10 protein-coding genes and 1 rRNA gene are annotated in these 14,144 nt (G+C 66.5%); 7 read left to right on the plus strand and 4 right to left on the minus strand.

The window, feature by feature from the left end:
* From rrf to AC3A4Z_RS20235, 5 genes are all read left to right on the plus strand, one after another.
* Positions 1-76, plus strand: a 5S ribosomal RNA gene (gene rrf, locus AC3A4Z_RS20215); the annotation flags it as partial.
* Between the two features lie 669 nt (positions 77-745).
* Positions 746-1,033 (plus strand): HU family DNA-binding protein, encoded by a 288-nt coding sequence (locus tag AC3A4Z_RS20220; protein ID WP_009358243.1) that lies wholly within the window; start codon positions 746-748, stop codon positions 1,031-1,033.
* A gap of 117 nt (positions 1,034-1,150) precedes the next feature.
* Positions 1,151-3,304, plus strand: a complete 2,154-nt coding sequence (locus AC3A4Z_RS20225) for a bifunctional copper resistance protein CopD/cytochrome c oxidase assembly protein (protein WP_498713754.1) — start codon at positions 1,151-1,153, stop codon at positions 3,302-3,304.
* Entirely contained in the window at positions 3,304-5,325 is a 2,022-nt protein-coding gene (locus AC3A4Z_RS20230; RefSeq protein WP_498713755.1) for an NHL domain-containing thioredoxin family protein, read from the plus strand. Before AC3A4Z_RS20225 ends, AC3A4Z_RS20230 begins: the two co-directional genes overlap by 1 nt.
* A gap of 220 nt (positions 5,326-5,545) precedes the next feature.
* Positions 5,546-6,364: a DUF559 domain-containing protein gene (locus AC3A4Z_RS20235; RefSeq protein ID WP_498713758.1), complete on the plus strand. Its 819-nt coding sequence runs from the start codon at positions 5,546-5,548 to the stop codon at positions 6,362-6,364.
* A 160-nt stretch (positions 6,365-6,524) separates the two neighbouring features.
* On the opposite strand, the gene AC3A4Z_RS20240 is transcribed toward AC3A4Z_RS20235, so the two are convergent.
* The 4 genes from AC3A4Z_RS20240 to AC3A4Z_RS20255 form a co-directional block, all read right to left on the minus strand.
* Positions 6,525-7,517 (minus strand): hypothetical protein, encoded by a 993-nt coding sequence (locus tag AC3A4Z_RS20240; protein WP_498713761.1) that lies wholly within the window; start codon positions 7,515-7,517, stop codon positions 6,525-6,527.
* Between the two features lie 69 nt (positions 7,518-7,586).
* Positions 7,587-9,338: a helicase HerA-like domain-containing protein gene (locus AC3A4Z_RS20245; RefSeq protein ID WP_498713763.1), complete on the minus strand. Its 1,752-nt coding sequence runs from the start codon at positions 9,336-9,338 to the stop codon at positions 7,587-7,589.
* A gap of 50 nt (positions 9,339-9,388) precedes the next feature.
* A complete protein-coding gene (locus tag AC3A4Z_RS20250; protein WP_498713764.1) occupies positions 9,389-9,970 on the minus strand; it encodes a GNAT family N-acetyltransferase in 582 nt (193 codons plus the stop codon).
* 3 nt (positions 9,971-9,973) lie between these two features.
* Positions 9,974-11,944, minus strand: coding sequence for an FAD/NAD(P)-binding protein (locus AC3A4Z_RS20255; RefSeq protein ID WP_498713766.1), 1,971 nt, complete (start codon positions 11,942-11,944; stop codon positions 9,974-9,976).
* A gap of 265 nt (positions 11,945-12,209) precedes the next feature.
* Here AC3A4Z_RS20255 and AC3A4Z_RS20260 point away from each other — a divergent pair, with 265 nt between their 5' ends.
* Together AC3A4Z_RS20260 and AC3A4Z_RS20265 are read left to right on the plus strand one after the other, a co-directional pair.
* A complete protein-coding gene (locus AC3A4Z_RS20260; protein ID WP_498713769.1) occupies positions 12,210-13,313 on the plus strand; it encodes an amino acid ABC transporter permease in 1,104 nt (367 codons plus the stop codon).
* The gene (locus AC3A4Z_RS20265; RefSeq protein WP_498713772.1) at positions 13,310-14,137 is read left to right on the plus strand and encodes an amino acid ABC transporter ATP-binding protein; all 828 of its coding nucleotides are present in this window, start codon (positions 13,310-13,312) and stop codon (positions 14,135-14,137) included. The genes AC3A4Z_RS20260 and AC3A4Z_RS20265 overlap by 4 nt, the downstream gene beginning before the upstream one ends.
* Positions 14,138-14,144 lie beyond the last annotated feature (7 nt).

Below are 14,144 nucleotides of genomic sequence, written 5' to 3' on the forward strand. Positions count from 1 at the left end.
GAACCCGGAAGCTAAGACCCACAGCGCCGATGGTACTGCACCCGGGAGGGTGTGGGAGAGTAGGTCACCGCCGGACAATCATTAGGTCGAGGCCCCAACCAGTCAATGGTTGGGGCCTCCCACATTTAACACACACAACCCCGCCGCCCACCCCTGACCGCCCCGCCCCCAACCCGGGGTTAGCGGCCGCCGGCACCACCGCCGTCGAACACCACGACCCCGCACACCAACTGAGCGCGCGTCCACGCGGAGACGGCATCATCTGATAGAGCGTCGCCCCAAGAGCCGCATCAAGTGCGAGAGCGTCGCCCCAAGAGCCGCATCAAGTGAGAGAGCGTCGCCCCAAGAGCCGCATCAAGTGAGAGAGCGTCGCCCCAAGAGCCGCATCAAGTGCGAGAGCGTCACCCCAAGAGCCGCATCAAGTGAGAGAGCGTCGCCCCAAAAGCCGCATCAAGTGCGAGAGCGTCACCCCAAGAGCGGCATCAACTGAGCGCGCGCCTGGGAGGAAGAGCTGCAAGGGGGCGATCGCGCCTCCTTGGGAGGGGCAGCCGGGACGTCCAGTGAAGCTGGCCACTGCAGCCAAACCGGACCGGAAATCCCCAAGAATCGGGTGATTAACCTCAAAAAGTCGCGGAAACACGCGGAATTTGCGGACCACGGCGGCCCAAGCTGGTAAGTTTTCGAACAGTGGCTTGTACGCATGCCGCGTGCAGGCTCCAGAATCAGACCGTCCAGGAGGACATAAATGGCTAAGAACCGTAGTGAACTTGTTGCAGAGGTAGCGGGCAAGGCCGGCACCAGCCAGGCAGCCGTCAACTCCGTCCTCGACGCACTGTTCGAGGTTTTCGAGACTTCTGTCGCCGCGGGCGAGAAGATCACCATCCCGGGCTGGCTCGCCGTTGAGCGCACCGACCGCGCAGCACGCACCGGCCGCAACCCGCAGACGGGCGAGACCATCCAGATCGCCGCCGGCCACAGCGTCAAGCTGACCGCCGGCTCCAAGCTGAAGGCTGCGGTCTCCAACAAGAAGTAAGCTCCTTCCTTCCGGCATCAAAACCCGGCTGGATAAGGGGCGGCAACCACGTGGTTGCCGCCCCTTTTGCTTTTAAGCCGATTCGCGGCCCGGGCAGTGGTGACGGACAATGGATAGGTGCCTTCTGCCGCAAACCCCCAATCCACAACAACCCCGCCAGCTCCCGGCAAGGGAGCGTCGGGGCTGGGCAGTGGTGCCCTCGGCATCGGCAAGGCTTGGCAGCTCGCAGGCCTGGGGGCGCTCCTCCTGGCCCTGGCGGCAGCTCTCCTTTTCTCCGGCGCGGTGGCCGCCCGTGAGGTGTCGGACCCCGGTGCCCTGGTGCGCTGGGGCCTGCCAGTCACCAAGGCCATCCATAACGTCTCAGTGGCTACAGTCATCGGCGGACTCATCTTCGCTGTAGGCATCCTCCCCAGGAGCCTGACCCGGCGCAACAGGGGCCAGGAGAGCGGCCTCGAGGACGCAGAACACCCGGCCTTCACCCGGGCCTTGGCCATCGCGGCTGCTGCAGGTGCGGTGTGGACGTTGTCCGCCATCGCCGTCCTGGTACTCACGTACGCTGACGTGGCCGGCCAGGCCGTCTCCGGTGACGCCGAATTCACGCAGGCCCTGGTCTACTTCATGACGGACATCGAGACGGGCCGGGCCTGGCTCGCCGTCACCATCATCGCCGCCGTGGTGACAACAGCACTGTTCGGCGTCAGGTCCCTGGGCGGGCTGGCGCTGACCCTGATCCTGGCCCTCATCGGCCTGGTGCCTACCGCCCTGATCGGACACTCCTCCAGCTCCTCGGACCACGAGGGTGCCATCAACTCCCTTGGCCTGCACCTGGTAGGCGTCAGCACCTGGGTGGGCGGCATCATCATGCTGGCACTCCTGTCCGGAATCCTTACCGGCTCCAAGGCGGGCGCTTCAACGGACACCACCGAAGCAACACTCCGCCGGTTCTCCTCACTGGCCGGGTTCGCCTTCGTGCTGGTCTTCGCCTCGGGCATCATCAACGCGAGCATCCGCATCACCAGCTGGGGCGACCTGGTTGGTTCCCCGTACGGCCAACTCATCCTGGCCAAGTCCGCCGCCACCCTGGTGCTTGGCGGGATCGGTTTCATGCACCGGCAGTGGGTCATCCCGCAGCTGGGTTCCAAGGGTTCCACCATGTCCTCCCGCCGGGTCCTGTGGCAGCTCGTCCTGGCCGAATTCCTGGTGATGGGCGCAACGTCCGGCATCGCCGTAGCGCTGGGCCGCTCGGCACCGCCGCAGCCAACCACTTTTGCCCCCGACGCCTCACCGGCCTTCATTCTCAGCGGCTACGAGCTCCCTCCGGAACTGACCCCCGAACGCTGGCTGACGGAATGGCGGCTCGACTGGCTGTGGATCGCCGTGGCGCTGTTCGGGCTGTTCTCTTACTCCCTCGGCATCGCCAGAATCTACCGCCGCGGGGACAAGTGGCAGTGGTTCCGGTCTGTGAACTGGGTGATCGGCCTGCTGGTGCTCACCTACATCACGTCCGGGCCGCCGTCGGTCTACGGCCGCGTGCTGTTCTCTGCTCACATGGTGGACCACATGGCGCTGACCATGGTGGCGCCAATCTTCCTGGTCCTTGGCGCGCCCGTGACCCTGGCACTAAAGGCACTGCCACCCCGCGGGGACGGTTCACGCGGCCCGCGCGAGTGGCTGCTGGTGTTTGTGCACTCCAGGTTCTCCGAGGTAGTGACCCACCCGATCTTCGCCGCCGCCAACTTTGCCGGCTCGATCGTGCTGTTCTACTACTCGGACCTGTTCGGGTTTGCCATGCGGGAGCACGTGGGGCACGAACTGATGATCCTGCACTTCCTGCTCACGGGATACATCTTCATCCTGAGTATGATCGGCACGGACCCGCTCCCGCGCCGTGCGCCGTACCCCATGCGGCTGCTGCTGCTCCTTGCCACCATGGGCTTCCATGCCTTCTTCGGCGTGGCCATCATGGGCGGCACCAACCTCCTGGCCGCGGACTACTTCGGCAACCTCGGCCGTGCCTGGGGCCAGTCCGCGCTGCTGGACCAGCAGACCGGCGGGGCCGTGGCGTGGGGCATCGGTGAGGTGCCCACGCTCCTGGTGGCCATCGGCGTGGCCATCATGTGGTCGCGCTCGGACCAGCGGGAGACCAAACGCGTGGACCGGGCGGCGGACAGGAATAACGACGCCGATCTCACCGCTTACAACGATATGTTTGCCAAATTGGCCGAACGCGACGCCAGGCTGGCCGAACGAAACAAGCTGGAAGGACGCTGATGAGCGAAACCGTACGCACCCACCTCCGGGTCCGAGCCTCCGAACTGGTGGGCCGTAACTGGTTGAACACCGGCGGCAAATCACTGGACCTCGAAGCCCTCCGCGGCAAGATCGTGCTGCTGGACTTCTGGACGTTCTGCTGCATCAACTGCCTGCACGTCCTGGACGAACTCCGGCCGCTCGAGGAACAGTATTCCGACGTCCTGGTGACCGTGGGCGTCCACTCGCCCAAGTTCGAACACGAGGCGGACCCGGTGGCGCTGGCTGCTGCCGTTGAGCGTTACGAGATCCACCACCCCGTCCTGGATGACCCGGAGCTGGAAACGTGGAAGGCCTACACCGCCCGCGCCTGGCCCACCCTGGTGGTCATCGATCCCGAGGGCTACATCGTGGCGCACCTTTCCGGTGAAGGCCACGCCGACGGGCTCGCGGTCCTGATCCCCGAACTCATTGCCGAGCACGAGGCCAAGGGCACGCTGCACCGCGGTTCCGGGCCGTACGTGGCGCCCGAACCGACGTCGGGCACCCTGCGCTTCCCCGGCAAGGCGCTGTTCCTCCCCGCCGGACGCGGTTCAGTATCTGAGGGAACGGACGACGCCGGCACGGCGGCGGGTGCTGCAGCCTCCAACGGTGCCGCGAAGGGTTCCTGGCTGGTCACCGACACCGGGCACCACCGCCTGGTGGAACTGGGCACTGACTTCCAGACCGTTTTGGGAACCTATGGTTCCGGCACCAAGGGCCACGTAGACGGTCCCGCCGCCGGTGCCGACGCCGCCGCCCGCTTCAACGAGCCGCAGGGCCTGGTCCTGCTGCCGGAAGACGTGGCAGCCAAGGCGGGCTACGACGTCGTGATTGCAGACTCGGTCAACCACCGCCTCCGGGGCCTTTCGCTCACGGACGGCAAGGCTTCCACGGTGGCCGGCAATGGCGTGCAGCGCCTGCTGGAAACCGGTCCGGCACGGGTGGACGAGGACGCCGCCGGATTCACCGGCCGCCTGAGTGAACACCCACTGGAGGTCTCACTCAGCTCGCCATGGGACCTCGTGTGGTCCCGGAAGCTCAACGCCGTGGTGATCGCCATGGCCGGCACGCACCAGATCTTCAGCTTTGATCCGCTGACCGGTGCGGTGTCCATCGCTGCCGGCAACGGCCTTGAGGGGTTGCTGGACGGACCTGCCCACGAGGCCTGGTTCGCGCAGCCCTCGGGCTTGGCGGAGGACGCGGAGGGCAACATCTGGGTGGCAGATTCCGAGACGTCGGCGCTGCGCAAGCTGGTGATTGACGACGACGGGGCCATCACGGTGGAGTCGGCCGTGGGCAAGGGCCTGTTCGACTTCGGCTTCCGGGACGGCCCCGCGGCCGAGGCCCGGCTCCAGCACCCCCTGGGCGTGACGGTCCTGCCCGATGGTTCCGTGGCAATCGCGGACACCTACAACGGTGCCGTCCGGCGGTACGACCCCTCCAACGGCACGGTCTCCACACTGGCCCGCGGGCTGCTCGAGCCCTCGGACGTGATTGTGGACCACACCCAGTCGGCCGGTTCCGAGCCGCTGCTGGTGGTGGTGGAAGCCAACCAGCACCAGCTTGTGTACGTGCCCATCCCCAAGGAAGCACAGCAGGTGGATGAGGGTGCGTCGCAGACCCACCGGCCCAAGAGCCCGGTTGCGCCCGGCGCGCTCGAGCTGACGGTCCGATTCACCGCCCCCACCGGGCAGAAACTGGACGACCGCTGGGGCGATCCCACCCAGCTGAAGATTTCGTCCACGCCGCCCGAGCTGCTGGTCTCCGGCGGCGGAACCTCGGTGGGACTGCTGCGGACGCTCGAGCTGTCCTCCGACGTCCCCGAAGGTATCCTGCACATCACGGCGCGCGCCGCGGCGTGCGACGGCCCCGAAACCGAGGACGGCGAGATCCCGGACCACGCGGCCTGCCACCTGTACCAGCAGGACTGGGGCATCCCTGTGCTGCTGCAGGCCGACGGCGATACGGAGTTGGTGCTTGATCTGCGCGGCATGGACTGACCGGCCGTATTTACCTTGAAAAGGCTGCCGCCCGTGACTGACGCGTCACGGGCGGCAGCCTTTTGGCATGGTCGGCTTTCCTGAACCTTGAGTTTGCGGGGTTTGGCGCCGGCAAAAGCCCCAAAAGCGTGCCCTGCGTGACGGCGTTGGCCAGCGCGGATGTCCACATACTGCAGTTTGCCGCTGCCCAACGCGGGCTGATGCAGCCACCATGGCCCCCATGGACGTGTCAAAAGCCTTAGAGCACTGCGGCGGGGCCGCCCGCCGGCCCGTACTCGCCCGGCTTGGTGTGGATGATGCAGCCCTTCGCCGGGCTGTCCGTAGCGGGCTTTTGCAGCCGGAGCGCGGACTCTATGCGCTTCCGACGGCGCCTCCGGAGCTGGTTGCGGTGCTGCGTAACCGGGAACTGCTCACGTGCTCCAGTGCTGCGTCACACTACAGCCTCTGGTGCCTGTCGTCTGCGGGACCCCGCCATGTGTATCACCGGAGGGAAGAGGCTGTCAGGGGCGAGGCCGTCCACCACGCCGGACTGCTGCTTCCGCCTGCCACAATCCGTCCCGTTGCCGCCCTGGCCGATGTCCTGGTCCATGCCCTGCGTTGCCTGCCGTTTGCTGAGTCCTTGGTCATGGTTGAGTGCGCAGTGGGGAGAGGGGACATGACCGTTGAGTTCCTTAGCCAGCGGCTTCCGGGCCGGCGCAACGGCAAGGCGAGGGCTGTGCTGCAGTGGGTGGACCACGGTGCGGACTCCCTCCTCGAAACGCTGGCGCGGACGTACTTCCGCCAGGCAGGGATCGCTGTTCAACCGCAGGCCTACCTGGAGCGGGTGGGGTACGTTGACCTGCTGCTGAATGGGTGGCTGGTGGTTGAGCTGGATGGCAGGCACCATGCCGACTGGAACCAGGTCAAAAAGGACCACCGGCGGAACAACGAGTCAGTGCTGCAGGGATATACCGCGCTCCGCTATTACTACGCTGACGTGGTGCACAGGCCCGAAGCCATGGTCAGTGAAGTCTTGGCGGTGCTCGGGCGGCGGCGGTAGCTGGCGCGTGTCACTGGGAGCAGGCTTTTGAAGCCGCCCACACCACGAAACCCCGGATTCCCGGGGCGTGGCTCCGGCAAGAGCCCTTAGAGCGTGCCCTGCGTGACGGCATGTGGCATGCAGGCGGGTATCAAGAACCGGGTCAGCGTGGCGCTAAAGCCTAGAAGCTCAGGACCGGCGTGACCTTGATGGCGTCCCCGGAGACATCCAGCCGTGTGGTGAAGCTGAAATCCACCTCTTCGTCCAGCGGGTACCAGGCGCCGGTGAACAAGTTCTGCTGCTGGGCCTGCACCCTGGCCTTTCCGTCCAGCGGCGCCACCACCCAGCGGCCATCGAACGGCTCGATGGAAACATTCGGGTACTCCGTCACGGACCACTTGATGGTGCCGTCTTGGACCCTGTTGTTGCTGGCGTAGTAGAAGGGGCAGTCCGGCTGGAGTTTCTGTTCCTTGACCGCCTGGGAAGCGCAGCCGTCCAGGAATTCCTTGACCTTCGCCGCCACGTCCTTCTTCAGGTTGTCCGTAGCCTGGGTGAGCAGGTTGAGCGGGGCCACCGGGACGTCCCGGGCAGTAACCGTGGCGCGGGTGGCAGGAGCGGAGAAGTACTCACCGCTGACCGTGGCTTCGTACTCGCCGGGATAAAAGACGGCGAAGGAGTTCCGGCCGTTGGGCATGTTGACGTCCACGCCGTTGACAGTGGCTTCCGGGGAGTTGACCACCGAGACGTCAACAGTAGGCAGCCGGGACGGGACAAACGCCCACGTGTTGAAGAAGATCCATTCGGTTCCGGTCTTCTGCAGCTGGAATTCCGTGCGGAGGCGGCTGCCGTCGATGGTGTACTCCATGGGCACCATCACCTGGCCGCCCGGGCGTTCCTCGGCCTCGCCGATGTTGACATTCGCTAGCCGGGACGCGGCGGTCTGAAGCGCCGTACCGTCCAGCATGGCGGCGTTGCTCGGCGGTACCGTGGCCCGCAGGAGCCCCAGCGCCTTGCCGCCGTCGCCGCTCTGCAGTGCGTCCAGATACTCACGCACCGGCTGCTGCGGACTGGCCACCGTATTGTTTACCACGTTCACCGCAACAACGGCAGCGGCCACGGCAAGCATGAGGCCCAGCAGCCATCCGGCCGCGATCCTCACCAACGCTTGACTCATCTGCACTGTCAATACGTTACCTGCCACGCGGCCGACGGCGGCAGTTGAGTCGGCTGCGGGCGGTACCTGTCAGCGGCGGCGGCGCCGGGACGACGTGCCGAAAACACCCCGCAGCAGCTCTCGACCCAGCTGCGTTCCGATGGACCTGGCCATGCTCTTCAGCCCGCCGCCGAGTGCTCCGCCAAGAACACCGCCGAGGTCGCCCATCATCCCGTCCCCCTGCTGTGAAGACTCCTGCTGCGCGGACGGCGGCCGGGACGAGCGCGGCCGGGATGCCTGCGGTGCCTCATCCGCGGGGCGCGGCGCACTGGTCCTGGTGCTGGGCCTGCCGAGGATCTCCTCTTCAATGCGTCGTGCCTCTGCGTCAATGTCCACACTGCCGCCGGTGCCGGCCCTCTGAACACCAGAGCCAGTACCAGCGCCGGGAACCGTCGGCTGGACGGGAGCGGCGGGTCCGGTGGGGGCAGCAGCCTTCCCGGTGAGCTTCTCGTAGGCCGATGGGTTGTCCACCGCTGTCCCGTACTTGCCCAGCAGTGCGGACCCGGCCACCGTGCTGCGGACCAGGTCCTCGGCGCTCGGTCCCATCAGGGATTCGGGGGCGCGCAACCTGGTGAGGGCCACGGGGGTGGGAGCGCCCTTCTCGTTCATAACGGTGATGACGGCTTCACCAATCCCCGCAGAGGTCAGCGTCTCTTCGAGGTCGTAGTCGCTGACCGGGAAGGTGGATACGGTCGCCTTGAGTGCTTTTGCATCCTCCGGGGTGAAGGCGCGCAGGGCGTGCTGCACCCGGTTGGCCAGCTGGCCCAGCACATCCGACGGCACGTCCTTGGGGGTCTGGGTGACAAAGAAGATCCCCACGCCCTTGGACCGGATCAGCCGCACCGTGGTGGTGATCGCCTCGAGGAACGCCTTGGATGCGCCGTTGAACAGCAGGTGGGCTTCGTCGAGGAAGAACACCAGTTTGGGTTTATCGAGGTCGCCGGCCTCGGGCAGGTCCTCAAAGAGGTCGGCGAGCAGCCACATCAGGAACGTGGAGAACAGCATGGGCTTGGTCTGCAGGGCGGGCAATTCCAGGCACGTCACCACGCCGCGGCCGTCCGGGGCGGTGCGCAGCAGCTCGGCGGTATCAAACTCCGGTTCGCCAAAGAACTTCTCCAGCCCCTGTGCCTCAAGGTTCACCAGTTCGCGAAGGATCACCCCCGCGGTGGCCTTGGACAGGCCGCCCAGCTCTTCCAGCTGGTCTTTGCCCTCGTCCGACGTCAGGAACTGGATGACGGCACGGAGGTCCTTCAGGTCAATCAGTTCCAAGCCGTTTTTGTCCGCGAAGTAGAACACCAGCTGCAGGCTTGATTCCTGGGTGTCGTTCAGCTCCATGATCCGCGAAAGCAGGATGGGCCCGAAAGAGGACACTGTAGCCCGGACCGGGACGCCGTTGCCCTCCCCGCCGAGGGCCAGGAATTCCACCGGGTAGGTCCTGCCCTGCCACGCCTGCCCGATGCTTTCGGTGCGGGCGCTGAGTTTTTCGCTGCCGACGGCGGCCGTCGCCAGCCCGGACAGGTCACCCTTGATGTCCGCGAGGAAGACGGGAACACCGGCCGTGGACAGCTGTTCGGCCATCATGTGCAAGGTGACGGTCTTGCCGGTGCCGGTTGCGCCGGCCACCAGCCCATGCCGGTTCATCATGGCCAGCGGCAGGCGGACCTGCGCCTCCTTGTGGAGTTCGCCGTCCACGATGGCGGCGCCCAGTTCGATGGCGGCCCCCTCCAGCGTGTACCCCTTTTGGATCGTGGCAAGCTTCTCTGCTGTGGTTTTGTTGGCCATGCGGTTAGCTTAGCCGCGGCTCCGCGCCGGGTGTGTGAGCGGGACCATAGTCAGTTCCGCGGGTGTCCGGGAAGTTCCTTGGTGAAGGCAAGGAACTTGATGGTCTCCGGGTCGGCGTCCAGGTCGAACTGCGGCTGGTAACCCGTGGAAAGGTAAAGATACTTCGCTTCGGGCTGGCGCGGGCCGGTGGTGAGGTAGAGCCGGGTGTATCCGCGGCGCGCGGCCAAGGCTTCGAGCTCGGCCAGCACCAGCTTGGCGAGGCCGCGTCGGCGGTGGGCCGAATGGGTCCAGATCCGTTTCAGCTCAGCCGTGTCGGCGTCGTACCGGCGGAAGGCGCCGCCCGCGATGGATTCGCCGTTTTCCTGGATCACCAGCAGGGCACCGCCTGGCCCCGCGAACTCTTCGGCGGGGTAGCGGTTCAGTTCTTCTGCCGCTCCCTCCCGGCCGAACAAATCGCCGTAACGCGTGTCATATTCGACGGCGAGTTCGTCCAGCAGCGGCTGGACCCGGGGATCGTTCATGGGGAGGCTCAGGACTTCCAGCGCGGCGGGATCAAGAGGCTTGGGCACGCTGCCCGGCGGCCGGACTCCGGAGTCAAAAGGCTGGCGCCTGAGGTCAGGTTCTGCGGTCACGGTTCAATTCTTTCCGACGGCGGCTGGTTCAGTGGACAGTGTGGTGGAGGCTTCTGCGGCGAGGCCGCGGGCGAGGGTGAGGACGCTGCGGGCCAGGGCATCATTCTCGCGGAACGGTGCGGCGTTCGTGCCGGGACGGGCAAACGCCCCCGCACCCCACCCCGAAGTGCCCGGACCCACGCCGAACAGGCCAGGCTGCGGCACCCCTTCCGCATTCACGAGCTGGTGCCCGGATGAGATCAACAGCTTGCCGGTGGAATGGATCCCGTCCGCGGTCAGCAGCTGCTGCTCCGCGCCCAAGCCGGTCCTGTGCAAGGACTCCAGCAGCGGATTGCCGGATCGGGCCACTGTGGGCGAGGGCAGCCGGGCCTCGATCAGTGCCTTCGCCGCCACGGAGGTTCCCGCCCGTGCCGAGCCGGCGTGGAACAGTCCCGTGGATTCATCCGCCGTCACCTCGAGGTCCGGGCCCAGGAATTGCAGCAGCCCGGCCCGGTGCAGCGCCAGCATCTGGCGCAGGCGGTGCGGCGGCGGGCCGGAGTCCACAAAGCTGAAGAACCCGTGCCACCAGCCGTGGACCGTCTGCTGCGACCTGGCATTCAGGCGCTCCGGCGGGACCACGCGGCCCACTTCCATGTAAACGTGGAGCAGTGCCAGGAAGAGGGCCAGCGTCTCGGGATGGTCGGGGCTGTCCCTGAGGTCAAGATCGTGCTCGATGTATCCCACCACCGCATCCTGCACGTCCTGCCGGCCGGCAAAGCGGCGGCCGGCGAAGGGCCGGTCCAGCCGCTCCAGGTCCAGGTGAAGGGCGGCGTCCGGAACGGCAGCGGCGACGAGTTCTTCCCGCGCGGAGCTGTACCAGTCCAGTTCCGAGTACCGGGCGGCGAACTCGTCCCAGCCCATGGCGGTAGGTGCGGGGTTCCCGGTCAGCAGCTCGCGGTAATAGCCGTACCCGGCTTCCTTGGCGATCAGCGGCCACAGGTCCCGGCGGAAATCCAGTTCCCCATGCCGTGCCAGCAGGTCCTCGACGGCGGCTGCGGTGAAGAACCGCAGCGGCCCCGGCGCCTCGCCCCGCAGCGTTGCCGAAATCTTCGAGTGGTACGGCACCCCCCGGCGCGAACCGGCCCACAGCCTCGGTTCCCGGCCCGACGGAAGGTAGCGAAGCCCGGCGTCGGACGTTTCAACGAAGAGCCCGCCGCGGCCCTCCATCAGGAGGACCAGGAGGTCAACGAAGGCCAGGCCCATGCCGGCGACAATGACGTCCTGGCCGGGGGCGATGGGTGAGTAGTCGACGTCGGTGGTGTAGCTGGGTGCCGCGTGGTACCCGCCGTGCCGCCCGGCGAAGTCGCTCCAGGCAGCGGAGGCGGCGTCCGGGCGGGAATCGGTGTGCCCCAGGGCAGTAACGACGACGTCGGCGCGCAGGGTCCGGCCGCTGGCCAGCTCCACAAGGTAGGCGGGGCCAGCGGCGGGACCGGCCGGAGAAGCATCTTCGGCGACCGGCCGCACGGCCACGGCGGTGGTCCGGTGGACTGTGACATCGCGTCCCAGTGACCGGACCGCGCGCCGGAAGAACCACTCCAGGTACTGGCTTTGCAACTGGCGGGTGGGGAAGGTGGCGCCGGTGAGTGAACGGAGCTGTTCGCGCAGGCTGCGCGGGAAGTCCGGAACGTCCGTAATGGACCCGTCCACCACGCCTGCCGCCCATTCGGCCAGGTTCGGTCCCTGGCTGGCCGGGCCCTCGCAGGCCACCGAGTCGTCGGTGAACATGGTGATGTCCGCCGCCGTGGAGTTGAGCAGGAGGCCGGGGTGCTGGTCGTAGCGCCAGATGCGGCCAGAGCCAGGAATGTGCGGTTCCACGACGTGGATTTCCAGCGGCCCGCTGAAGAGCCCGGGACGGTTGGCGGCGAGCCGCTCCAGCACTCCGGCCGTGCGGGGTCCGCCGCCGATAAAGACGACGGCCGGAATGTTCGCTGGCATGGGGTGCTCCTGGTAGCGGCGGTAGGGGGCGGCTTGGAGTGCCCATGCTAGGCAGCGGTTCCGACGGCGGTCGAGCGGCTGGTCACGCCCGTTAACTCCGCGTCACATCCCGTCAACAGACGCAAAAATCCGACTCATGACGCTGTGCGAACCCGGGTGAAGTTATGCAACTTGCCGCCTTGCTGCCCCATTCCGGCCGGTCCTAGATTTGCAGCCAGCAACCGGGTCAAACAGTCCCGGCCCAACCAGAGAAACGAGGTGGCGCATGAGTTCAGCAGCAACTACCGCGGCGCAGTCAACAACGCCAGCACAGTCGGCAGCAGGCGCGGCACCGGACGTCGACGCTGGCGGGCACGTGACTGCAGGCAGCATTACTTCAGCGGCCGTAACCAGTGAAGCCGCCACCAAGGCAGGCGGGGTCCCGCCGGAAGGCGGAAGCGCCAGGGTGGCCACTGACTACTCCGAATACCGCGTGGTGGCCGCGAAGCATCCCTGGCGCTGGGTGGGCACGGCATTTGTGGCCCTCGGCGTCCTCGCTGTCGCTTGGTCCCTTGCCACCAACCCCCGCTGGGAATGGGGTGTGGTGGCCCAGTGGTTCACCGCCCAGTCCGTCATCGCCGGATTGCTGGAGACCCTGAAGCTGACCGCGATCTCCGGCATCCTGGGCTTTGTCCTGGGTTTCATCCTGGCCCTGATGCGGCTCTCTGCGTCACCGCTGCTCGTCTCGGTGTCCTGGACCTTCTCCTGGATCTTCCGGTCCACGCCGCTGCTGGTCCAGATGCTGCTCTGGTACAACCTGGGCTACCTGTACGAAAAGATCTCCCTGGGTATCCCGTTCACGGACGTGCGGTTCTTCGAGGTGCAGACCACCACACTGATCAGCCAGTTTGCGGCAGCAGTGCTGGGCCTGACCCTGAACCAGGCAGCCTACTCCGCGGAGATCATCCGCGGCGGGATCCTCTCGGTGGACCAGGGCCAGCTCGAAGCGGCGGCCGCCCTGGGTATCCCGGCCTGGCGCAGGTCCACCCGGATCGTCCTGCCGCAGGCCATGCGGGCCATCCTGCCCACCGCGTTCAACGAGATCATCGGCCTGGTCAAGGGCACGTCAATCGTCTACGTCCTGGCCTACTCCGAGCTGTTCTACACCGTGCAGGTCATCTACAACCGCACCCAGCAGGTCCTCCCGCTGCTGCTCGTGGCCACCCTTTGGTACGTGGTGATCACGTCCGTGCTCAGCGTCTTCCAGTACTACATCGAACGGCACTACTCCAAGGGCGCGGTGCGGAACCTGCCGCTGACGCCCCTGCAGAAGGCCCGCAAATTCTTCGCCACCCACGCCGTGGTCAACAACCCAAGGAACGCCCGATGAGCACCGCCACCGCAACTGCCGAAGCGACGGCTGCAACTTCTCCCACCCGGGGCCTGGTGGAAATCACCAAGGTCCACAAATCCTTCGGCGCCACCGAGGTCCTCAAGGGCGTCAGCCTCACGGTCGAACCCGGCGGCGTGGCCGTCATCGTGGGCCCCTCCGGCTCCGGCAAGTCCACCCTCCTGCGCACCATCAACCACCTGGAAAAGGTGGATGGCGGCCACATCGCCATCGACGGCAAGCTGGTGGGCTACGAAGTCCGGGGCCGGAAGCTGCACGAGCTGCGGGAGAAGGAGATCCTCCGGCAGCGCACCGACATCGGGATGGTGTTCCAGAACTTCAACCTGTTCCCGCACCTCACAGCGCTGGAAAACGTGGCCGAAGCCCCCGTCGTCGCGCAGGGCCGTTCCAAGGACGAGGCCCGGCGCCGCGGCCTGGAACTCCTGGACCGGGTGGGCCTCAAGGACCGGGCGGGGGCGTACCCGCGCCAGCTTTCCGGCGGCCAGCAGCAGCGTGTGGCCATCGCGCGGGCACTTGCACTGGACCCCAAAATCCTGCTGTTCGACGAGCCCACCTCGGCCCTGGACCCGGAGCTGGTCAACGAGGTGCTGGACGTCATCCGCGAACTCGCAAAATCCGGCACCACCCTGATCATCGTCACGCACGAGATGGGCTTCGCCCGCGACGTGGCGGACACCGTGGTGTTTATGGACCAGGGGCAGATCGTGGAACAAGGCACCCCGGAACAGATTTTCACCAACCCGCAGGAACCGCGCACCCGGAGCTTCTTCTCCAAAGTGCTCGAGCCGGCCTTCAACATCTAAAGGATTC

This window comes from Arthrobacter sp. Soil_C_49 (genome assembly GCF_057656635.1).